At 59.3% G+C, this 21,229-nt stretch carries 13 protein-coding genes; 7 read left to right on the top strand and 6 right to left on the bottom strand.

Going from position 1 to position 21,229, the window contains the following annotated elements; all coding sequences use genetic code 11:
• Nucleotides 1-996, top strand: a complete 996-nt coding sequence (doeB, locus tag ACSBLW_RS06070) for a N(2)-acetyl-L-2,4-diaminobutanoate deacetylase DoeB (protein WP_435259336.1) — start codon at nt 1-3, stop codon at nt 994-996.
• On the opposite strand, the gene ACSBLW_RS06065 is transcribed toward doeB, so the two are convergent.
• The 3 genes from ACSBLW_RS06065 to ACSBLW_RS06055 all read right to left on the bottom strand — a co-directional run bounded on the left by ACSBLW_RS06065 (nt 993) and on the right by ACSBLW_RS06055 (nt 8,679).
• The gene (locus ACSBLW_RS06065; protein WP_435259335.1) at nt 993-4,967 is read right to left on the bottom strand and encodes a non-ribosomal peptide synthetase; all 3,975 of its coding nucleotides are present in this window, start codon (nt 4,965-4,967) and stop codon (nt 993-995) included. The two genes, doeB and ACSBLW_RS06065, sit on opposite strands and share 4 nt — an antisense overlap.
• Nucleotides 4,968-4,978: 11 nt before the next feature.
• Nucleotides 4,979-6,346 carry an oligosaccharide flippase family protein gene (locus tag ACSBLW_RS06060; RefSeq protein WP_435259334.1) on the bottom strand — a complete coding sequence of 456 codons (1,368 nt, stop codon included), beginning with the start codon at nt 6,344-6,346 and terminating at the stop codon, nt 4,979-4,981.
• Nucleotides 6,347-6,501: 155 nt separating this feature from the next.
• The gene (locus tag ACSBLW_RS06055) at nt 6,502-8,679 is read right to left on the bottom strand and encodes a hypothetical protein (protein WP_435259333.1); all 2,178 of its coding nucleotides are present in this window, start codon (nt 8,677-8,679) and stop codon (nt 6,502-6,504) included.
• 570 nt (nt 8,680-9,249) lie between these two features.
• On the opposite strand from ACSBLW_RS06055, the gene ACSBLW_RS06050 reads away from it, so the two are divergent.
• A complete protein-coding gene (locus ACSBLW_RS06050; RefSeq protein WP_435259332.1) occupies nt 9,250-10,614 on the top strand; it encodes an NAD(P)/FAD-dependent oxidoreductase in 1,365 nt (454 codons plus the stop codon).
• A 100-nt stretch (nt 10,615-10,714) separates the two neighbouring features.
• Here the strand turns inward: ACSBLW_RS06050 and ACSBLW_RS06045 are convergent, their stop codons facing one another.
• The 3 genes from ACSBLW_RS06045 to ACSBLW_RS06035 all read right to left on the bottom strand — a co-directional run bounded on the left by ACSBLW_RS06045 (nt 10,715) and on the right by ACSBLW_RS06035 (nt 13,844).
• Nucleotides 10,715-11,965 (bottom strand): ABC transporter permease subunit, encoded by a 1,251-nt coding sequence (locus ACSBLW_RS06045; RefSeq protein WP_435259331.1) that lies wholly within the window; start codon nt 11,963-11,965, stop codon nt 10,715-10,717.
• Complete coding sequence (locus tag ACSBLW_RS06040) at nt 11,962-12,768, bottom strand: taurine ABC transporter ATP-binding protein (RefSeq protein ID WP_435259330.1); 807 nt, start codon at nt 12,766-12,768, stop codon at nt 11,962-11,964. Before ACSBLW_RS06040 ends, ACSBLW_RS06045 begins: the two co-directional genes overlap by 4 nt.
• Before the next feature lie 74 nt (nt 12,769-12,842).
• Nucleotides 12,843-13,844 carry a taurine ABC transporter substrate-binding protein gene (locus tag ACSBLW_RS06035; protein ID WP_435259329.1) on the bottom strand — a complete coding sequence of 334 codons (1,002 nt, stop codon included), beginning with the start codon at nt 13,842-13,844 and terminating at the stop codon, nt 12,843-12,845.
• A 315-nt stretch (nt 13,845-14,159) separates the two neighbouring features.
• Here ACSBLW_RS06035 and tpa point away from each other — a divergent pair, with 315 nt between their 5' ends.
• From tpa to ACSBLW_RS06010, 5 genes are all read left to right on the top strand, one after another.
• Nucleotides 14,160-15,539, top strand: coding sequence for a hypotaurine--pyruvate aminotransferase Tpa (gene tpa / locus ACSBLW_RS06030; protein WP_435259328.1), 1,380 nt, complete (start codon nt 14,160-14,162; stop codon nt 15,537-15,539).
• Between the two features lie 185 nt (nt 15,540-15,724).
• Nucleotides 15,725-17,272: a PLP-dependent aminotransferase family protein gene (locus ACSBLW_RS06025; protein ID WP_435259327.1), complete on the top strand. Its 1,548-nt coding sequence runs from the start codon at nt 15,725-15,727 to the stop codon at nt 17,270-17,272.
• A gap of 209 nt (nt 17,273-17,481) precedes the next feature.
• The gene (gene xsc, locus ACSBLW_RS06020; RefSeq protein WP_435259326.1) at nt 17,482-19,254 is read left to right on the top strand and encodes a sulfoacetaldehyde acetyltransferase; all 1,773 of its coding nucleotides are present in this window, start codon (nt 17,482-17,484) and stop codon (nt 19,252-19,254) included.
• The gene (locus tag ACSBLW_RS06015) at nt 19,254-19,994 is read left to right on the top strand and encodes a sulfite exporter TauE/SafE family protein (RefSeq protein ID WP_435259325.1); all 741 of its coding nucleotides are present in this window, start codon (nt 19,254-19,256) and stop codon (nt 19,992-19,994) included. Before xsc ends, ACSBLW_RS06015 begins: the two co-directional genes overlap by 1 nt.
• Before the next feature lie 87 nt (nt 19,995-20,081).
• The gene (locus ACSBLW_RS06010; protein WP_435259324.1) at nt 20,082-21,224 is read left to right on the top strand and encodes an acetate/propionate family kinase; all 1,143 of its coding nucleotides are present in this window, start codon (nt 20,082-20,084) and stop codon (nt 21,222-21,224) included.
• The last annotated feature ends 5 nt before the right edge of the window (nt 21,225-21,229 follow it).

Below are 21,229 nucleotides of genomic sequence, written 5' to 3'. Positions count from 1 at the left end.
ATGCGACCCTCTCCGATCGCTCCAACCGTCGATTTCGACGCCGATGGCGTGCAGCACGGCTTTCTGAAACTGCCCTATAGCCGGGATGATGCGGCGTGGGGGTCGGTGATGATCCCTGTGACCGTGGTCAAGAACGGGGCGGGGCCAACGGCCCTGCTGACCGGGGCCAATCATGGTGACGAATATGAAGGGCCGATTGCGCTGTTCGATCTGGCGCAGTCCTTGCGGGCCGAGGAGGTTTCGGGGCGGGTTATCATCATTCCGGCGATGAACCAGCCCGCCTTTGCGGCAGGCACGCGGACGTCACCCATCGACAAGGGCAATATGAACCGCAGCTTTCCGGGCCGGCCGGATGGGACAGTGACGGAAAAGATCGCGGATTACTTTCAGCGTGTGCTGTTGCCGATTGCCGATGTGGTGCTGGATTTTCATTCAGGCGGCAAGACATTGGATTTCCTGCCGTTTTGCGCGGCGCATATCTTGCCCGACAAGCGACAAGAGGCCGAGGCCTTTCGGCTGGTTCGGGCCTTTGGCGCGCCCTATTCGGTGAAGATGCTGGAGATTGATTCGGTGGGAATGTACGACACCGCCGCCGAAGAGATGGGCAAGGTCTTTGTCACCACGGAATTGGGCGGGGGTGGCACGGCAAGCGCCCGCACCGCCGAAATTGCGCGGCGGGGCTGTCGCAACCTGCTGATTGCAGCCGGGATTCTGAAGGGAGAGCCAGAGGCACGGCCGACCGAGTGGCTGGATATGCCCGATGGCACCTGCTTTACCTTTGCCGAGGATGCGGGGCTTATCCGGTTTTGTGCCGACTTGGGCGACGATGTCGCGCTGGGTCAGACCATCGCGCTAATCTATCCCACTGGCCGAACCGGCGTTCCCCCGATTGCGTTAAAGGCGCGTCGTGGGGGGCTTTTTTCGGCGCGTCATTTTCCCGGTCTGGTCAAGCCCGGCGATTGCGTGGCCGTGATTGCGGATCGGATCGCCGATTAGCGATCCCGCGCCATGCTGCGGGCCAAGCGCCGCGCCAAAGGAACGACATAGGGGTGCTGCAGCATCGTCAGGTGACCGCCGGGATTGTCGATCACCTCAAACCCGGCCTCGGCGACCGGTGCCCATCCCAAACCGTCCAAGGCGATTTCAGGGCTGTCGAAGCGGTTCTCCTCGGCCCGGAAGATGGTCAGCGGCACGTCGATGGATTGCACGTCATATTGTTCCACGGCATGGACGTTTGCCGCGATAAAAGCACCGATTGCAACTGCATCGGGCGCGTCCTCGGCGACCGTCGCAAGCTGACTTTCCGACAGATTGCGCTCTTCCAGCTTATGGCGCCAATCTGACAGTTTATGAGCCCCGAGCCGAAGCAGATAGCCCACTCCTTCTTGGCGCAGATGAGCGAGGTGCCGATTGACGCGGGCAACACCATGCAGACGGGACCGTCCGCCGGGGCCTTCGGCGTCGAAAAGCGCGATCATGGTGACTTTGCGACCCGCCGCCCGCAACTGTTGTGCCAGTTCAAAGGCAAAATAGCTGGCCAAGGACACGGCCGCGAGGTTGATCGGGCCGGTAGGGAAATGGCGTTGGATGTCGTCGAAATAGCATTTCGCCGTTGCTTCGACTCCGACAGGGGTGTCCTGCGTCGGTGGGCCGACGCTGAGGCCATAGACCGGTTGATCTGGTCCAAGTTCTGCGGCGAGAGGCCGGAAATGTTCTTCGTTACGACCAAGAACATGGACCCCGAACAGCGGTGGTCGGCTGCCCTTTGGCTGAATTGGGATGATGTAGCGCGGCCCCGTTTGGGCGGCGCTGATCGTGGCGGCAAGGGTGCGTGGGGTTGGGTTGCGGTGAAGATCACCCACGCTAAGCCGGTGGCCAAGTTTGTTTTCGATCTGCCCGATCAAGCGCACTGCGGTCAGCGAATGGCCGCCCAGATCGTGAAAGCGGTCATCCGGGTCAATGCTGTCCAACCCAAGGCTTGCTGCCATAAGGTCAGCCACAAGCTGTGTCGTTGCATCTGCTGGCTGGGGGGCTGTCGCGCGTTTCATATGCGGCTCTGGGGCCGGCTGGGGAAGGGCGGCGGTGTCGATCTTGCCGCCCGGCGTGCGCGGGAAATCAGACAGGACGACGATCGCCGGAACCATATGCGGTGGAAGGCGGGAGGCGACAGAGCCTTGCAGTTCGCTGGCCGAGGAAACCGCTTTGCCTTCGGCCAGTTTTACCCAAGCTGCAAGTCGTGCCTCTGGCGTGCCGCGCCCTAGCACCATAGCCAAGGCGCGATCCACGCAGTCTTCCTGTTCCAAGGCTTGTTCGACATGGCGCAGGTCAATTCGGAAGCCACGCAGTTTGACCTGCCTGTCCTGACGCCCAAGATAGGCCAATGTGTCATCTGCTAACCACCGCGCCCGGTCACCAGTGCGGTACATTTGCCCGTGCCCTGAAAACATGTCGGGCTTGAAGGCGGATGCGGTTTCCTCGGCACGTCCGATGTAGCCCGATGACACTGCGGGCCCGCCGATCCACAGATCGCCCACCGTGCCTTTGGGGGCAAGCGTGCCGTCTGCGGCAAGCACATAGGCGCAAGCATGGGCTGTCGGGCGGCCGATGGGGATATCGCTTCCCGGATGGACCTTGCCGGGCTCGTGGAGGGTGCAGGTGATGGCCGTTTCGGTTGGCCCATACCCGTTCAACCATCTGACGTCGGGGGCGAATTTTTGCCAATCAGCAAGGGCGCGCGGGCTGATCTGTTCGCCACCGACGATGACCAGCCGTACCGATGGCGGCAGACGCAGACCGGTGCGGGCCATTTCGTCAACGACAACATGCCAGAAAGCGGTTGGAAGATTCAGGACCGTGAGGTCTTTCCGGGCGACCGACTCCAGAAACCCGGCGACGGAATCCGCCATGCCCTTGTCTCGCAGGATGAGCTTTGCGCCCGCCAGCAGTGTCGGGATGATTTCCTCGATTGAGACGTCAAAGGACAGGCTGGCGAATTGCAGAACGCGGTCAGAGGGGTGCAGGTCAAACTCGGCCCCGATCGCTGCGGCATGTGAAACCAGCGCCCGCATTGGCACCCTGACGCCCTTTGGCACGCCGGTCGAGCCGGAGGTATAGATGACATAGGCCAGTTGTTCAGGATCATAAATCCGAACCGGGAAGGTCTGGTCGTCGAAGGGCGCAGAGGCCGTCGGAGGCACGACCCGAAGCGTGTCGGAGAGCTGCATTTGCGGCTCTGCAATTACCAGTACGGCGGCGCTGTCGGTGAGTGCGTGGTTGATGACATCGCGCGGGTAGCTTGGGTCTATGGGCAGGAAAGCCGCCCCCGACTTGATCACGGCAAGCAAAGCCACAATGAATTGGGGGGAGCGTTCCAGACAGATCGCCACAATCTTGCCCGGCCCCGCGCCTTGGGACACAAGAGCCGCGGCCAAGTTTCTGACGCGCTCGCCGAGTTGCCCGTAGGTCAGGATTTCGTCCGTTCCCATCATCGAAAGGGCCTGCGCGTCGTGGTGAAGGCTGATCGAGTCGGAGAGCAGATCAGAGATGGCCTTTGCCTGCTTGGGAAGGCGGCGGTTCGGGCGGCCGAGAGAGAGCAGAGAGGCTTCTTCCGAGCGTGGCAACATCGTCAACTGCTGCAAAGGCGCGGTGGATCGGGCTTTGGCGAAGCTGGCCAAGAGTTCGACCAAATGGGTAAGCATAGCCTCGGCGCACGCAACTGGAACGCCGCCGGGATCGTGTTCCAGAACCAGCTGGATCTGGGGGTCGCCGTAAATCGCCAGCGTGATCGGCAGGGCGCCTTCTTCGTGAAGTTGGACCTGACGGTGTTGCCAAGCTGGCCCAAGCTGACGCATGAATTCGCTCAGGCTTGCGCGTTCAAACATCACCATGGTTTCGAACAGAGGCACGGAACCGGGCAGGCCCGCCCATCGCCGGATATCGGTCAGCGACGCATGTTCGTGCGGCCGGATGGCCAGACTTGCCCGGCGCATTTCGGAAAGCAGTTCGATGGCAAGCTTGTCTGCCTCTAACTGGATGCGGAGGGGCAGCGTGTTGATCAGGCAGCCGACAGTCCGCGTGCAATTGGGCGCAATATAGCGGCCCGAGCGGGTGACGCCGATCACACTTTCATCGCGCCCTGTCCAACGTGCCACCACCAGACCCCAGGCGGCATGCAGCAGATCTGCCAGAGAGGCGCCCGCGGTGTCGGCCTGTTCGCGAAGCGCATCAGAAAGTGTCGCGTCAAGTTTGCGCGCAGTCTGATTTTTGCGAAGCGGCGCGCGACCGTCGGGGGGGGCTGCCGCGGCGCTGATAGAATTCGGTTGGTCGAAACCTGTCAGGATGGATCGAAAGTAGGTTTCGGCCTCGGTCGTTTCCCGGTCATTGATCGTATGGCAGAAAACCGAAAAGCCATTTGACGGGGCCAGTTCCGATTTGGCTGGCCGTCCTTCCAGAATATCGAACAGATCTTCCAGCACGATGGCCATGCTGCGCCCGTCAATAAAAGCATGGTGAATCGTCCAGACCATAACGCAGCTTTTTTCGCCCCGTTTGATCAGCTTGACGCGCCAAGGGGGAGAGGCTTCGAGGTCGACGCCTTGTTCGCGGTCGGAGGCGAGCCATTGATCAAGCGTTACCGATTGCTTGCGCGCAGACATGTGCGACCAGTCGTCGTAAGACAGGTCAATGTCGATGCTGTTGTTCAGAACTTGAACGGGCGCATCGCGTTTGCGCCACAGGATCGACAGCCGTAGCGCTTCGTGCAGCTTGGCAACTGCGGCCCATGCGGACTCTAAATCGGTGGGTGAAAGCAGTTCGTTGTCCATCTCGACAACAACTTGTTCAAGGTTCACCCAAGGCAGATGGGCGAGCGTGCTTTCATAGATCATCCCCAGTTGAACGGGCGTCAGCAGGCATTCCTGCCGCGTCCCGATCTGAGGCGTTCCCAAAAAGGGAAGGGGTGTGTTCATCGGACCCTTCGTCATGCGCCTTCGCCTCCGAAAAGGGCGATCAGGGCGCGAATGGCGGTCTGGTCGACGTAAAGGGTTGCAATGGCAATCGTGACACCAAGCGCGGCATATGTCGCGTCATGCACCCAGTCCCACGCCTTGTGGCGGCGGGCCAGCCAAATCAGCGCCGGGTAGACGGCAATCGAGGCCAAAGCCTGCCCAGCCATCGCCCCGATCAGGCTGTAATGGTTTGCACCGATGATCATGAAGGTCATGAGCAGGGTGGCACGTGCAAGGGTCACCAGAAAATAGTTGCGACTGTCGCCCGCAGCGAGTGCCGACTGATCATAGGTCATGCCGATCACTTGGGGGATTTGACTAATCGAGATCAGGACAAGAATAGCCCCGGCGTCAGAATAGCGTTCATCATACATCAGATCGACTAGCCATTCCCCGGCAAAAGCAGTGATGGCCAATAAGGAAAGAACCGCGCCTGTCAGAAGAAAGCGCAGTTTGCGGATCGCCTTGAAGTTTTCGAAAGATGCCGAAGGAGGGCGCTCTCGATAAAGCGGGATCAAGATCTTGCCGGCAACATTTTGCCCCAGAAGCAAGGGGAAGGACGCAAGGAAGAAGCCGATATTGTAAAGCCCAAGGTGCTGGAGGCTAAGGTACTTTCCCAAGATCGCCTTGTCGCCTTGTGCAACAAGGAATCCGCAGGCCGTGGAAAGAAACAGCCAGAAGCCAAAATGAATAAGATCGCGGCCCGCTTCTCTTTCCCATTGAAAACTGTTGCGTTCCCCCGGAAGGCCGACCGACATCAAGATCAATCTGGCAGCGGCTGATATGATCCAGCCAAGGGCCAAGGCCCAAACAGATTGAAGAAGCCATGCCATGATCACCATGGCCACAATGCCAATCGCCTGTGCGATCAGATCGAGGTAGGTGACACGGCCCACACGCAGATGCCGCGCCGCCGTCTCTACCCGCGTGGGTTCAAACCCGTGGATCAACAGCGAAAAACCAGCAACCGGCAACAGCATGGCCAAAATCGGTTCGCCATAGAAACTGGCCACGGGATAGGCAATTGCAAAGGTAAAGACCCAAAGAACAACGCCGCGGATGACCTGAATGGTCCAGGCCGTGTTCAGAAACGCGGGCTCATCGCCGCGTTTGTGCTGCATGATGGATGGGCTGACACCCATGTCCGAAAACATGGTCAAACCAACGATGATCACCGAAACCAAGGTCATGATGCCAAAGGCTTCGGGATACAAAAGCCGGGTTAGGATCAGGTTCGACAGTAGGCGCATGGCCTGACTGCCACCATAGCCCAGCACAGTCCACGCGGAACTGCGCATGACGCGCGCAACCAATCCGTCACCCCGGAGTTTGGCGATCATTGGGCTGAACCTGTAACGAGCCTGTCCTGTAACGGTCGGCGATGCAAAATTGTCCACCGAGCGGGGGATCGGTAAAACCTGCCTCACTGAGCCGTTTCGATCAAGCCAACAAACGGCAACACATTGTTCCCAACTGCTGCCATCGGTCTTTTGGATCAGAACATGTGGCTGGCCAATGCGGCGATCAGACCCACTGTGCCAGACGCAGCGATGGCGTCAGCGAAGTGACCAAAGCCTTCCGGCATCTTGCCAGAGGTGCCGTGATCTTCGTCTTCGCCGTCGTAATCTTCGTGATCCGCTGTGTCTTCGTTCGCGTCAACGCGGTTCATCAGGCTTTCGATGTCAAATTCTTGCTTGTCTGCGATCGACACTTTGGTTGCCGCTTCTTCGGGGTTTTCTTGACGCGAGCCAGAGGATTTTGCGCCGAAGATGCTGCTCCAGCGATGCGAGTCCGAGACATAATCGTCGGAAGCCGGGGTGGTTTCATCAGCCGAAGTGCTGGGACGCTCCGCCCCGCCGCGGCCCGAAAAACGGATGAAGTTGAATGGGTTCGACGAAGAAGGCATCGCAGGGGACGACGCTGTTTCCGGGAGAGTGGGTTGGTTTTCGTTTCCTGAAGCAGGGCGAATGCTGTTGCGCCAGCTGGTGCCCAGAGAAAAGAGATCCGAATTGTCGGCTTCGATCTCGGTGGCGTCTGCAGTGTCAATCGCGGGGGCTGAAACCGTCACCGGCGTCGAAACCTCTGCGGCCTCCGGCTGCGCGACTTCGTCCGAATAGATCATGTCGGGTTCGCCCGCCCATTCTGCAATCGCTTCGGCCTCTTCGGGGGTGCGAGCCACGACGATGCGCACAACCTCACCGGGGTGATCGATAGAAAAGGTGATGGCATCGCCATTTACGGTGAAATCAAGATCGCTGCGAACACCAATTGCATAGGTGTTGGCTTCTGCGCTTTCATCGACATTCGGGTTGTCGATGATGTCAAAGCGCTCCATCCAATCGGCCGGAACCTCGGAGGTCAGGCTTTCCACCCAGACAGCGGCATAGCCATCGCCAAGACCTTCGATGTCCAGCGTGACTTCGCCAACCGTTGCGTCATCATCGGCAGCGAGGAACATGACCAGACGGTCGTCGTTTTCAAAACCATAGGTCCACAGGTCGGAATTGCGCGAGTTCTGGGTCGAAATATCCATGACCGTCAGGCCTTCGACGCTTTCATAGATCATGTCGACCATGTCGGCGCCAACGAACTGAACCGCATTGCCGTCGACGTCAACATAGCTGTCGCGGCCTGCATGAACCATGTCCCACGACAAGAGCGAGGCGGAGCCCATGCCTTCGGCCTGATATTCCGAGAAGACTTCCAGATAAAGACGGGGTTGTTCGATACCGTAATCGCGGGTTTCCAGAAGATCCTGCCAATACTGTTCAAACTCGTCGTCGGTGCGGCCTTCCAGATCGACATCGCCGCGACGCACCGTGATGCCGTCTGCGCGCATGTCACGGATGTACTTGGTCAGGGCCTCTTCGCGGGTCACAGTGGCCACGCCCCATTCGCCCAGGTTGAGTTCCGGGCGATCGCCGCCAGCAACGGTTACGTCTTCAACCCATGCTTCATAGGTTGGCTGGAACTGGTTCAGCGTAAAGTCCACGCCTTCGGCAAAACCCGGATAGCGGTGATGGGTGACCAGATCGACACTGGCTAGATCTTCGGCCGAAAACGCGTCACGGATCTCTTCGTCGTCTTCCAGCGAGCGGCCAGCCTGAACCGAGACATCAATCTGCACGCCGGAACGGTTGATTGCCGGGTCGTTCAGGCAGGCATTGATTTCGTTGACCATCGCCGAAGCCACATTGCCGTATTCGGCAGCGTCATCAGAGCCGTAAACGGCCGAAAAATGATGGTAGTATTCAGAGCCGATGCTGAGGATGACTTGGCTTGGAAGAGCGCCATAGTGGCCCGACAGAAGATCGGTCATGAAGCCGCGGACGTCTGCGCGCATCAGGTCTTCATTGCCTGCATAACGAAGCGTCGGAAGGGTGATGTTGATGCCAGCGTCATGCGAATTCGCAAAGCTGATCATTTCACCCAGTCCGGGCTGGGAAAAGCTGGGGTTATAAAGACCGTCATATTGCAGCCCAAAGCGTTCGGTCGCTGCCTCGGCAAGATATCCGCCCGGCCAGGACACCATGCCAAAATTAATGTCGCCTACCTGCTCGTCGAAACGATCCAGCGAACGGAAGCTGGTATAGCGTACGCCAAGATCAGCAGCGTCCACCGCTTCAGCGCCTGTAGTTCTTGCATCGTTTCCGGTATTAACATGAATGAGCATATCAGATCCCCCGACCCTTGGTTTCGGAGATCTTTAGGCAAATTGGATGCCGGCAATTCGGATTGGCATCCCCCATCCGTCGGCATGTATGTTCGCTAAGTCATTGAAAAGAAATGATTTTAAAGCAAGCCAATGTGGCTGATAGTATTGGTTGTTAACCAAAGTATGTACGGGATAATCCAATCTCGCCGCGCTTTATCCCGTCGTCCTCATGCTCATTTTCCTGAAATGGCGCGACTTTTCTCCGTTCCTGCGAGTTCGGGAAGTAATACTTCGAAAAGTTGACGACTTTCTTGTTCTGGCTGATTCTGAAGTCAAAAATTAAACGCGTCGAAAGGAGCGTTATTTTACCACCATTTGGATAACTATTCGTCGATTTTTATATTTTAAGGTATGGAGCTATTTAATTCAGATGTATCTTGATGAATTAGGTATGGCCCGAACCTAATCTTTCGGATTGGTGCCTCTTATGGACCCATCCCTTCGGATAGTGCCGACGTCGCGGAAAACGCCGATTTCGCTGGATTGGGGCACAATAGGCCCTAAAGTGCCTGTGAAGGCAGGTGGGTCATGGAAATCGGCAAGACGTCTTTCTGGTGGCGCGATATTGGGCTTCCCGACAGAAGGCCCGGCTTGGACGGAGACGTCAACGTCGATGTTTGTATCATTGGCGCGGGCTATACGGGCCTTTGGGCGGCGCATTATCTGAAATCTGCGCAACCGGATTTGTCCGTCATTGTTGTCGAACGGGAGTTTGCGGGCTTCGGGGCCTCGGGACGAAATGGTGGCTGGTTGACGGGTGGTTTTGCGTGGTCCCATCAACGCTATGCGGGGCAAGGGGAAAAGCCCGTCCGCGACATGGTTGCCGCGATGATGGGGACCGTGGATGAGGTGATCCGGGTTGCCGAGGCGGCGGGAATTGAGGCCGACATTCATCGCACCGATGAGTTGATGGTGGCCACGAACCCGGCACAAGAGGCGCGCATGCGTGCGGAAACCGCTCATCGGGCTGGCTGGGGTGAGGCGGCGCGGATGCGGGTGATAGAGGCCGACGAACTCGCAGGCCGGATCCGAATTCCACAGGCCCGTGCCGCCATGGTTGTTGAAGGTGTGGCCCGGATCCAGCCCGCAAAACTGGTTTCTGGCTTGGCGCGGCTGGTTGAAGGGCAGGGCGTTCGCATCGTCGAGGGAACTTCGGTCACAGGGCTTGCGCCGGGTCGTGTCAGCACCGACCGCGGTGTGATACGGGCGCAAACCATCCTGCGCTGCACTGAAGGCTTCACTGCTGGTCTGTCGGGGCACCGCCGGGACTGGCTGCCGCTGAATTCGGCCCAGATTGTGACAGAGCCCTTGCCGGAGGACATTTGGCAGGAAATCGGTTGGGAAGGGCGGGAAATTCTGGGCGATTTCGCCAATACCTACTGTTACTGCCAACGTACACGCGAGGGCCGCATCGCTGTGGGTGCGCGCGGCATTCCTTATCGTTTTGGCTCGGCGATTGACGCAAATGGCGCACCAGATGGTGAAACGATCCGGCGCCTGACCGCGATCTTGCGGCGCCATTTTCCGGCGGCAGACCGCGTTGCTGTCGATCATGCTTGGTGCGGGGTGCTTGGCGTCCCACGCGACTGGTGCGCAACCGTGGGCTTTGATCCGGAAACCCGGATCGGCCATGCCGGCGGATATGTTGGCGTTGGGGTTTCGACCTCCAACCTCGCAGGGCGCACGCTTTGCGACCTTGCCCTAAACCGTCAGACAGAGCTCACAGCCCTTCCTTGGGTGAACCGCCCCCTTCGCCTGTGGGAACGCGAACCGCTGCGCTGGCTTGGTGTTCGGGGCATGTATGCGCTTTACGGACTCGCCGACCGGCACGAGGCTTGGGGCGGCCCGCCATCTCCGCTGGCGCGGCTTGGAAACTGGCTTACCGGTCGTTAAACCAAGCCACCCCTTTATCTTGGTCCAAATATCCCGGGGGAGAGACTTTTGGCGCAGCCAAAAGACGTGAGGGGGCAGCGCCCCCTCTCCCTTGCTGCGGTCAGCCGCGGCCTTTCCATGGCACCAGTTTCTTCTCTGCCATCCGCATCAGGATGTCGATGCCATAGCCGATGATGCCGATCAGGATGATCCCCATCACAACGATATCGGTCAGCTGGAATTTTGACGCCGCGATGATCATCATGCCTGCGCCCTTTTGCGCGGCGACCAGTTCGGCGGCCACAACCGTTCCCCAGCAGACCCCCATCGCCACCCGCGCGCCTGTAAAAATGTCGGGCAGCGAATTCGGGATGATGACATGGCGCATGATCTGCGCCTTGCTGGCGCCCAGAGAATAGGCGGCATGGATCTTGGAAAGCTTGACCCCTGAAACACCCGACCGTGCGGCAATCACCATGATCCAGAGTGCGGCAAGGAACAGCAGAACGATCTTGCCAGTCTCCCAGATGCCGAACCAGATGATCACCAGCGGGATCAGGGCCAAGGGTGGCACCGGGCGCATGAATTCCACGATCGGGTCAAACCAGCCACGGAACCAACTGGACAGGCCCATCGCATAGCCCAGCGGAATGCCCACCAGAGAGCCAAGGAAAAAGCCTGCCAGAACCCGCCCAAGCGACGCGGCCAAATGGCCCCAAAGCGAGGTGTTCTGATAACCTTGGTTGGCGATTTCGATCAGGCGTGACACCACGGCCTCGGGTGAGGGCAGCCAGATCGGCTCCATCTGCCAGCCGGCATAGGGTTCAAAGTTCAGCGACCCTTTCGAGGTCAAGGTGACTTCCCCATTCGCAACCGACAGTGGCACATCAGCCGTGATAGGTTTGCCATCGACGGCCACGATCTGTGCGCCTTCACCATCATTGGCGACCGGTTTCAGCAAGACAGAGCGCCAAGCCGCCACGACATCAGAGTCATTCTTTGCCAAACCCTCGCCTACGGGCATTTCCGGGGGCTTGGGCTTGGTGCTGCCTTCATAGACCAGCACGCGCACTTCTGCCGTCCCTTCGGCACCGCTGGAATCGCGGGCGGTGTAGCTAAAGCCGGTCTCGCCGACAAAGGGGCCGGGCACATGCAAAGGCACGAGTCTTGACCCGGTAAAAGCCCCCCAAATCAGAAAGATCGCAAGGATCGAGATGATCGAGGCCACGCGGTCTGGCACGATCGCGCTTTCATCACCAAAGGTCACGGTTTTCAGAGAGGCGAAATCGTGGCGCTGACGGTGCGATTTGATCCGCCCCCAGACCAGCATGGAGACGACAAAGATCGTCACATAGAAGACAAGGACCATCATTCCGACGTCTCCGATCTGCCCATGATTTCCTCTTCCATGCCCCAGATCATCGACAGGATCTCTTCGCGTGTTTCTGCGAAACCTTCCGATTTCTTGACGGCCCGCAAATCCTGGCCAACCCCGCGTTCGGCAAAAGGAAGGCGGTATTCCTTGAATATGCGGCCCGGTCGCGGGGCCATGACCAGAAGGCGTTCGCCCAGCAAAAGCGCCTCTTCCACCGAATGGGTGATCAGGATCACGGTCTTGCCGGTTTCCTTCCAGAGTTTCAGCACGAGGCCTTGCATCTTTTCGCGCGTCAGCGCGTCCAGTGCGCCCAGCGGTTCATCCATCAGGATCACGTCCGGATCATTGGCAAGACAGCGGGCAAGGGCCACGCGCTGCTGCATTCCGCCTGAAAGCTCATAAACGGCCTTGTCGCCAAAGTCCTTCAGGCCAACGGTCTGCAAGAGATGCGTCGTGATTGCGTCGCGTTCCTTTTCCGGCATGCCCTTCATGCGGGGGCCGAAATCAATATTCTTTTTCACGCTCATCCATTCGAACAGCGCGCCTTGCTGAAAGACCATTCCGCGTTCGGGACCGGGCCCCGAAACACGTTTTCCGCCAAGGACGATCTGGCCTTCGGTCGGGGCCAAAAAGCCCGCAAGGATGTTGAGAAGGGTCGTCTTGCCACAGCCCGATGGGCCAAGAACGGAAAGCAATTCGCCTTCTTTCAGTTCAAGCGAGACGTTCTTGAGCGCCTGCACTGCGCTGCCATTGGGCAGGTCAAAGCGCATCGAGATATTGTCGATGATCAAGTTGGACATGCTGATCCCGGGTTAGTCGGCCCAGATTGAAAGGGCGGCCCAAGGCGGGGCCGCCCAAGCGAAGGCAGAAAGGATTACATCCCCTTGGCGGCCGTCAGCGGGCCGACATTCACCTGCGCCGAGTAGTCACCAAGTGCGGCCGGAATCGAGCCTGCGCCAACGAAGACATCCGCGACGCCCTTCATGAACTCTTGCGCCCCACCGCCCAGCCACTTGGCCGAAAGCTGGTCATCCACAGACGGGAAGACGAAGGTTGCCATGGTTTCGGCTGTCGCGGTTTCATCCATGCCGGCGTCTTTTGCGATCACCGGGATCATCTCGGCCTTCTTCGAGTCATCTGCCCACATCGCATTGGCGTCGGCAGTGACTTTCAGGAACTTGGCCACAAGGTCGGCGTTTTCCGCCACGAAGGAAGCAGGGGCCGAGGTCACGTCAAAGACGAGGATGCCGAGTTCTTCCTTTTCCGCGCCGGTCAGCAGGACGTTGCCCGATTCCTTGGCGCGGCGCAGTGAACCGCCCCAGCCGCAGAACATATCAACCGAGCCTTGAGCGAAAGCGGCCGAGCCATCCGGCGGGGCCATGTCGACGATTTCAAGGCTGGCAAGGTCGACGCCGAAATGGTTCATCTGCTTGAGGAAGCCGTAATGCGCAGCGGTGCCCAGCGGCACGGCAACCTTTTTGCCAGCCAGTTCTGCGGCATTGTCCTTGGTAATTTCAAGCGCGTTCTGGACGACGCAGTTGTCGTTGTCCGAATAAGACACGGCGACGTCGATGATTTGCAGGTCTTGGCCTGCAGAGGTCGCGACCACGAAGGGCGGGACGCCTTGGCTGACGGAAATATGCACGTCGCCTGCGGCCATGGCCGCCGACATTGCGGTGCCGGTGTCGAAGGATACCCAGTTCACCTTGACGCCCAATGCGGCGTCATAGGTGCCGTTCACCTTGGCATATTCAAAGGGCATCGGCCATTCAAGGAAGTAGCCGACGGTCAATTCATCAAGGGCAAATGCCGCACCCGAGCCGGCCAGCAGGGCTGTACCCGCAACGGCGCTCATCAGGGTTTTGCGAAGGATCATGTCTGTTTTCTCCGTGTTGGGGTTCTGTATTTTCTTATGCCCTTATTGACTGGGCGATTTGGCTTTCTGTCCAGCAACAACCCCGGCGTTCAGCAAATCGGAAAGCCTTGTTCCGGGGGCGTGCATTCCAGACAGTCTGATCTTTGACTCGGAAATCTGTTGATCCAAACGATTCCGCAACTGGCCTTATGGGAGTAATATGTCTGGCCCTACGATTGCCCGCTTCAAAGGCAGATGCTGCGAACATACCGCCAGAGGCCTGACCGAAGGTTTCGGAACCCCTTTGGCCGTCTTCAGTCTTGAAAGGACCACCCTATGGAAGGCTACGCTTCCGCCAATGATATTTCCGAAGTGGTCGAGGCAGACCGCGTTCATGTTTGGCATCACCTGAGCCAGCATAAACCCTATGAAACCGTTGATCCCCGCGTGATCGTCGAGGGCAAGGGGATGCGTGTCTGGGACGCAAAAGGGAAGGAACATCTTGACGCTGTTTCCGGCGGGGTCTGGACAGTGAACGTAGGCTACGGTCGTGAAAGCATTGCTAACGCAGTGCGCGACCAGCTGATCAAGATGAACTACTTCGCCGGGGCCGCCGGGTCGGTGCCGGGGGCTTTGTTTGCCCAGCGCCTGATTTCGAAAATGCCGGGCATGACACGCGTCTATTATTCGAACTCGGGGTCCGAGGCGAATGAGAAGGTTTACAAGATGGTGCGCCAGATTTCGCACCGTCACCATGGCGGCAAAAAAGGGAAAATCCTTTACCGCGAGCGGGATTACCATGGCACCACCATCGGCACGCTGGCAACCAGCGGTCAGGCGCAGCGGGCGATGCAATATGGCCCCTATCCTGACGGCTTTGTCATGGTTCCGCATTGCCTTGAATACCGCAAACAGTGGGATGTCGAGAATTACGGCGAGCGTGCTGCTGATGCGATCGAAGAGGTCATCCTGCGCGAAGGCCCGGATACGGTCGGCTGCCTTGTGCTGGAGCCGATCACCGCTGGTGGCGGTGTGATCGTCCCGCCCAAGGGCTATTGGGAGCGCGTTCAAGAGATTTGCCGCAAGTACGACATTCTGCTGCACATCGACGAGGTTGTGTGCGGTGTGGGTCGCACTGGCTTGTGGTTTGGCTACCAACACTATGGAATCAAACCGGATTTCGTGACGATGGCCAAGGGTGTTGCCTCGGGCTATGCGGCGATTTCCTGCACCGTGACGACCGAAGCAGTGTTCGAGAAGTTCAAGGATGATCCGAATGATCCGATGAGCTATTTCCGCGACATTTCCACCTTTGGCGGCTGCACCAGCGGCCCGGCAGCGGCGCTGGAAAACATGCGGATCATCGAGGATGAGGGTCTTCTCGACAACACGTTGAAGATGGGGGACCGCTGCCTGTCGAACCTTCAGGCGTTGATGGAAAAGCATAAGGTCATTGGCGAGGTGCGGGGCAAGGGTCTGTTCCTTGGTGCCGAACTGGTGGCCGACCGGGCAACCAAAGAGCCGATGGACGAAAAGAAGGTGCAGGCGGTTGTCGCCGACTGTATGGCGCAAGGTGTGATCATCGGGGCGACCAACCGGTCGGTGCCGGGTCTTAACAATACCTTGTGCCTGAGCCCGGCTCTGATTGCGACGGCTGACGACATCGACGAAATCACCGATGCCATTGACCGTGCGCTGACCAAAGTTTTCGGCTAAGTCACGGATACTTATGAATGAATCCCCTGCCTTCGGGCGGGGGATTTCTTTTTTCGGCATCTTTCTTTCACGGCTTTGGTTTTTTGGCGCTTTATTCCGGTGGTTTTTGGGAACCAAGGCGCCGCGATAAGTCCAGATTTCCTTCTTTGATTTCCATCATTCGACGCCAGTCTAGCGGCAAGGGATTGCGATTTCGCAAAAGCCTTGCGCGGGGGCGCGGAAAGGCGCTGTATCTGGACTTAAATCCAAATGCGCGAGTCGTGCCGATGACCATTCCAGCCGAGGCCTTTTTCCTGCCCGACGAGGGCAGCGGAACGCTTCAGGGGCGTATCCGCGCGATGGTGGTGCAGGGCATTTTGGCGGGTCGGTTGCGGCCCGGAGAAAAGATGCCATCGTCCCGCGGATTGGCCGAACATCTGGGTGTCAGTCGGATCACGGTGACCCTGGCCTATGCCGATCTGGTGTCATCGGATTACCTGATGGCCCGCGGCCGGTCGGGGTACTATGTGTCAGACACGGCCCCGCGTGCGCCAGAATTTCCGATGGCCCCCACGCGCGATGAGGCGGTGGATTTCACTGCCCTGACCGGGGGGCGGTTTTCGCGTCTGGCGCGAGTGACAAAGCCCGAAGATTGGGAGCGCTACCCCTATCCCTTCATTTACGGGCAGGCCGATGCCACGCTGTTTGACCATCAGAACTGGCGGCAATGTGCGTTGCGCGCGCTGGGCAAGCGTGATTTTGCGGCGCTGACCAGCGATTACTATGAACGAGACGATCCGGTTTTGATCGAACATGTCTTGCGCACGATCCTACCGCGCCGGGGGATTGCGGCCCGCGCAGAAGAGGTGTTGCTGACGCTTGGCGCGCAAAATGCGCTGTGGATTGCGGCGCAAGTCTTGTTGGGTGCAGGCAAAAGGGCGGTTGTAGAAAACCCCGGATATCCGGGGCTTAGGGCAATTCTTGAACCTTCGGGCGCCGAGATTTTGCCAGTGGATGTGGATGAATTCGGCCTGCCGCCTGACCGTTTACCAGACGGCACGGATGTGGTGTTTACAACGCCATCGCATCAATGCCCGACCAATGCGACCATGCCCGTGACGCGGCGAGCAGGCCTGATTGAAGCCGCCAGCCGCAAGGGGTTTGTGATTGTCGAAGACGATTACGAATTCGAGATGTCGTTCCTGAAGCCCGTGGCGCCTGCCTTGAAGTCATTGGATCGCGAGGGGCGCGTTGTCTATGCCGGGTCGTTTTCCAAAAGCATCTTTCCGGGCTTGCGTCTGGGCTATCTGGTGGCAAGCCCCAGTTTCATTGCCGAGGCGCGCGCCCTGCGGGCCTTGGTTCTGCGGCATCCGCCGGGGCATATCCAACGCACGGTCGCCTATTTTCTGGCCGATGGTCACTATGATGCGCTGGTGAACCGGATGAAGACCGCGTTTCGGCGGCGGCGGCAGATGATGGAAGAGGCCATTGCCGAACATGGACTGGTGGTGGCGGGGCAAGGCGGCTTTGGCGGATCGTCGATCTGGATGCGGGCGCCCGAGGGTGTGGACACCGAAGAACTGGCCTTACGGCTGCGCGAGAGGGGTGTGTTGATCGAGGCGGGGCGGGCCTTTTTCCACCCCGCCCGCAGCAGCCGGAATTTCTATCGCTTGGCCTATTCTTCGATTGCGCCCGCAAAGATCCCCGAAGGCGTTGCGCGGATTGCGGCCAAGCTGCGCGAGGTGCGTGGATAGGTCCAGAATCAGTTTAAAATCGCGATGCCACCCTGTGTGCACCCCCCGTACACCCCCTGTGCAGAGAGGGGGTTTGATCCTCATTCGGGCGTTTCGTGCAAACTGGCTATAATTTCGCGAATACTCTGGCCCTAAGCGGGGGGGCTGTGCATGGATAAGCTGTGCGCCAGATCCTTTTGACCCCGACCCCTAGCCGGAGCCTAACGCCAATGCGCATGACCACCGAAGAAGCCTTTGTCAAAGTGCTGCAAATGCATGGAATCGAACATGCCTTTGGCATCATCGGTTCGGCCTTCATGCCGATTTCGGACCTGTTCCCCAAGGCGGGAATCCAGTTCTGGGACTGCGCCCATGAGGGCAGCGGCGGGATGATGGCCGACGGCTATACCCGCGCCAGCGGCAAGATGAGCATGATGATTGCCCAGAACGGCCCCGGCATCACCAATTTCGTGACGGCGGTAAAGACCGCCTATTGGAACCACACGCCGCTGCTGCTGGTCACGCCGCAAGCCGCGAACAAGACGATCGGGCAGGGCGGTTTCCAGGAAGTCGAGCAGATGGCGCTGTTCAAGGACATGGTCTGCTATCAGGAAGAAGTGCGCGACCCAAGCCGCACGGCCGAGGTGCTGAACCGTGTGATCCTTCAGGCGCGGCGGCAATCGGCCCCGGCGCAGATCAACTTCCCGCGCGATTTCTTTACGCAGGTGATTGATATTGACCTGCCTGCGATTGTGGAATTCGAGCGCCCGCAAGGCGGCGCTGCGGCGCTGGATCAGGCGGCCGAGCTGCTTTCGAGCGCAAAGTTCCCGGTCATTCTGAATGGTGCGGGCGTGGTGATTGGCGGGGCCATCCCGGCCAGCATGAAACTCGCTGAGCGGTTGGATGCGCCGGTTTGCGTGGGCTATCAGCATAATGATGCTTTCCCCGGTTCGCACCCTCTGTTCGCCGGGCCATTGGGGTACAATGGCAGCAAGGCCGGGATGGAGCTGATCCGACAGGCCGACGTGGTCCTGGCGCTGGGGACGCGGTTGAACCCGTTCTCGACCCTGCCGGGCTATGGGCTGGATTATTGGCCGAAAGAGGCCAAGATCATTCAGGTGGACATCAACCCGAACCGGATTGGTCTGACGAAAAAGGTTTCGGTCGGGATCGTGGGCGATGCCAAGGCGGTGGCCGAGGGGATCTTGTCGCGGCTGTCAGGCACTGCGGGCGATGCCGGACGGGCAGAACGCAAGGCGCTGATTGCGCAGACGAAATCGGCATGGGCGCAGCAGCTTTCGTCGATGGATCATGAAGATGATGATCCGGGCACCAGCTGGAACCAGCGCGCCCGTGCTGCAAAGCCGGAATGGATGAGCCCGCGCATGGCGTGGCGCGCGATCCAGTCGGCGCTGCCGAAAGAGGCGATCATTTCCAGCGATATCGGCAACAATTGCGCGATCGGAAACGCCTATCCGACCTTTGAGGCGGGGCGGAAATATCTGGCTCCGGGCCTGTTCGGGCCTTGCGGCTATGGGCTGCCCTCGATCATCGGCGCAAAGATCGGTTGCCCCGATACGCCCGTGGTTGGTTTTGCGGGGGATGGGGCCTTTGGCATCGCGGTGACGGAACTGACAGCGATTGGCCGCCCGGAATGGCCCGCGATCACGATGGTCGTGTTCCGCAACTATCAGTGGGGCGCGGAAAAGCGGAACTCGACGCTGTGGTTTGACGACAATTTCGTGGGAACCGAGTTGGATGAGGGCGTGTCTTATGCCGGGATCGCGCGGGCTTGCGGATTGCAGGGTGTGCAGGCGAAGACGATGGAGGAGTTGCGCGCGGCCCTGACGCAGGCCTTGGCCGATCAGAAAGCGGGCAAGACCACGCTGATCGAGGCACTGATCAATCAGGAATTGGGGGAGCCTTTCCGCCGCGATGCGATGAAAAAGCCGGTTGCGGTGGCCGGGATTTCCAAGGCCGATATGCGGCCGCAGGTCGTCTGATGCTGCCCTTTGGCCTTTCCGGCGGAGAGGCCGCTTTGGTTGCCTTTGGCATGGTGGTCGCGGGCTATGTCCGCGGCTATTCCGGCTTTGGCTTTGCCGCCTTGGTGATGAGCTTTGCCGCGCTGGTGACCGACCCGTTCCCCTTTGTCGCCGTGGTGATCCTGGCCGATATTTTCATGACGCTGGGGCAAGCGAGGGGCATCTGGGCGCATATTGATTGGGCGCGGGTTCGGACCCTGTTTCTGGGCTGCCTTGTTGGGGTGCCTTTGGGGGTTTGGACCATTCAAGCCGTGGGCGTCGATCTGGGGCGGGCCTTTCTTTCGGGCTTTGTCTTGGTCATGTGCGGGCTGCTGTGGGCGGGGTGGAAAATTGCGTCCCAAGGGGGCGCGGCCCATGTGTGCGTGGGTGTCATTTCCGGTCTGGCCAATGGCGCAGCCGTGGGGGGATTGCCTGTTGCCGTGTTTTTCACGGCGCAAGGCGTGGCTCCGGTGGTCTTTCGGGCGACGGTGATTGCCTATTTCACCGCGTTGGACCTGTGGTCGCTGCCGGTGCTGTGGCAGGCAGGACAAATTACGAAAGACAGTTTTCTTGCAACGGCTTACGGGCTTCCCTTCATGCTTGCAGGGCTTTGGGCCGGTGGGCGCAGGTTCAGCGCCGCGACGCCTCAAGACTTTCGCAAATTCGCGATCCTGCTTTTGGCGTTCTTGTCGCTGGCTGGTCTGTGGAAGTCACTGGCATGATAAAAAATGTTCGAAAAGTGCAAGCCAATGCCCATAATTTCGGGTTTTGCACGTGTAAAATGATGGAATTTCACAAGGATCAGGGTCGTGGCTGACCTGTTGGTTCTAAATGCCGGGTCGTCGTCGATCAAATTTGCCGTGTTTGGAGACGATTTGGGCGAGCGGGTTTCGGGCCTTACGTCCGAGATTGGCGGCGCGTCGGTTCTGGGCATGGCCGGGCGGAAGGAAGCCTGCCGTTTATCAGATCATCGGGCGGCTTTGGATGCGATCCTGAGCGCCTTGGAGCGTGAGGGATTTCCGGCAAGCAGGCTGAGTGCCGCGGCACATCGGGTGGTGCATGGGGGCAAGCGGCTGACCGAGGCACAGCGGTTGACGCCGGACGTGCGGGCCGAGATTGCGGCCTGCTCTCCGCTGGCGCCTTTGCACAACCCGCATACCTTGGCGGCCATTGACCGTCTGACGGAACTGGTACCGGACCTTCCGCAATTTGCGAGCTTTGACACCTCGTTCCACGCCACCAACCCCGAGGTTGCCACGCGCTATGCAATTCCGCGCATGGCCGAGACCCAAGGCATTCGGCGCTATGGGTTTCATGGGCTTTCCTATGCGTCTTTGGTGCGGCGCTTGCCCGAGGTTTCGGGCCAGCCGCTGCCGTCGCGCCTGTTGGCCTTTCATTTGGGTAACGGGGCGTCGCTTTGCGCGATTTTGAACGGAAAATCGGTGGCGACGACCATGGGTTATTCGCCGCTGGATGGGCTGACAATGGGCACACGGTCGGGCGGGATTGATGCCAATGCTGTGCTGCGGCTGGTGGAGGAGAACGGGCTGGAGCGCACGAAGGCCATTCTGAACCATGAAAGCGGCTTGCTGGGGCTGTCGGGCGGGACGTCAGACATGCGCAAGCTGATGCTGGACCCGTCAGCGGACAGTGCCTTTGCGATTGAGCATTTCTGCTATTGGTCGCTGCGCCATGCGGGCAGCCTGATTGCGGCAATGGAAGGGTTGGATGCCATCGCCTTTACCGGCGGCATTGGTGAAAACGCCTTGGGCGTGCGGGCGCGGATTTTGCGGGGGCTGGAATGGCTGGGCGTGCGGATGAACCCCGACGCCAACCACGCAGGCAAGGCACGGCTACACGCCGAAAGCTCGAATGTTGGGGTCTGGGTCGTGCCCGCCGAGGAGGAGCGGATGATCGCCGCCGATGCGCTGCGCCTGATGGAGGCCGTATGAGCGGG

The organism is Thioclava sp. FR2 (assembly GCF_051200875.1).
In the GTDB taxonomy this organism is placed as follows: Bacteria; Pseudomonadota; Alphaproteobacteria; order Rhodobacterales; family Rhodobacteraceae; genus Pseudotabrizicola.
This window is presented reverse-complemented; position numbering and strand designations above follow the sequence as displayed.

Coding starts and splice junctions, on each gene's coding strand:
- doeB (WP_435259336.1), top strand. CDS start 1: ATGCGACCCTCTCCGATCGCTCCAACCGTCGATTTCGACGCCGATGGC.
- ACSBLW_RS06065 (WP_435259335.1), bottom strand. CDS start 4,967: ATGAACACACCCCTTCCCTTTTTGGGAACGCCTCAGATCGGGACGCGG.
- ACSBLW_RS06060 (WP_435259334.1), bottom strand. CDS start 6,346: ATGATCGCCAAACTCCGGGGTGACGGATTGGTTGCGCGCGTCATGCGC.
- ACSBLW_RS06055 (WP_435259333.1), bottom strand. CDS start 8,679: ATGCTCATTCATGTTAATACCGGAAACGATGCAAGAACTACAGGCGCT.
- ACSBLW_RS06050 (WP_435259332.1), top strand. CDS start 9,250: ATGGAAATCGGCAAGACGTCTTTCTGGTGGCGCGATATTGGGCTTCCC.
- ACSBLW_RS06045 (WP_435259331.1), bottom strand. CDS start 11,965: ATGATGGTCCTTGTCTTCTATGTGACGATCTTTGTCGTCTCCATGCTG.
- ACSBLW_RS06040 (WP_435259330.1), bottom strand. CDS start 12,768: ATGTCCAACTTGATCATCGACAATATCTCGATGCGCTTTGACCTGCCC.
- ACSBLW_RS06035 (WP_435259329.1), bottom strand. CDS start 13,844: ATGATCCTTCGCAAAACCCTGATGAGCGCCGTTGCGGGTACAGCCCTG.
- tpa (WP_435259328.1), top strand. CDS start 14,160: ATGGAAGGCTACGCTTCCGCCAATGATATTTCCGAAGTGGTCGAGGCA.
- xsc (WP_435259326.1), top strand. CDS start 17,482: ATGCGCATGACCACCGAAGAAGCCTTTGTCAAAGTGCTGCAAATGCAT.
- ACSBLW_RS06015 (WP_435259325.1), top strand. CDS start 19,254: ATGCTGCCCTTTGGCCTTTCCGGCGGAGAGGCCGCTTTGGTTGCCTTT.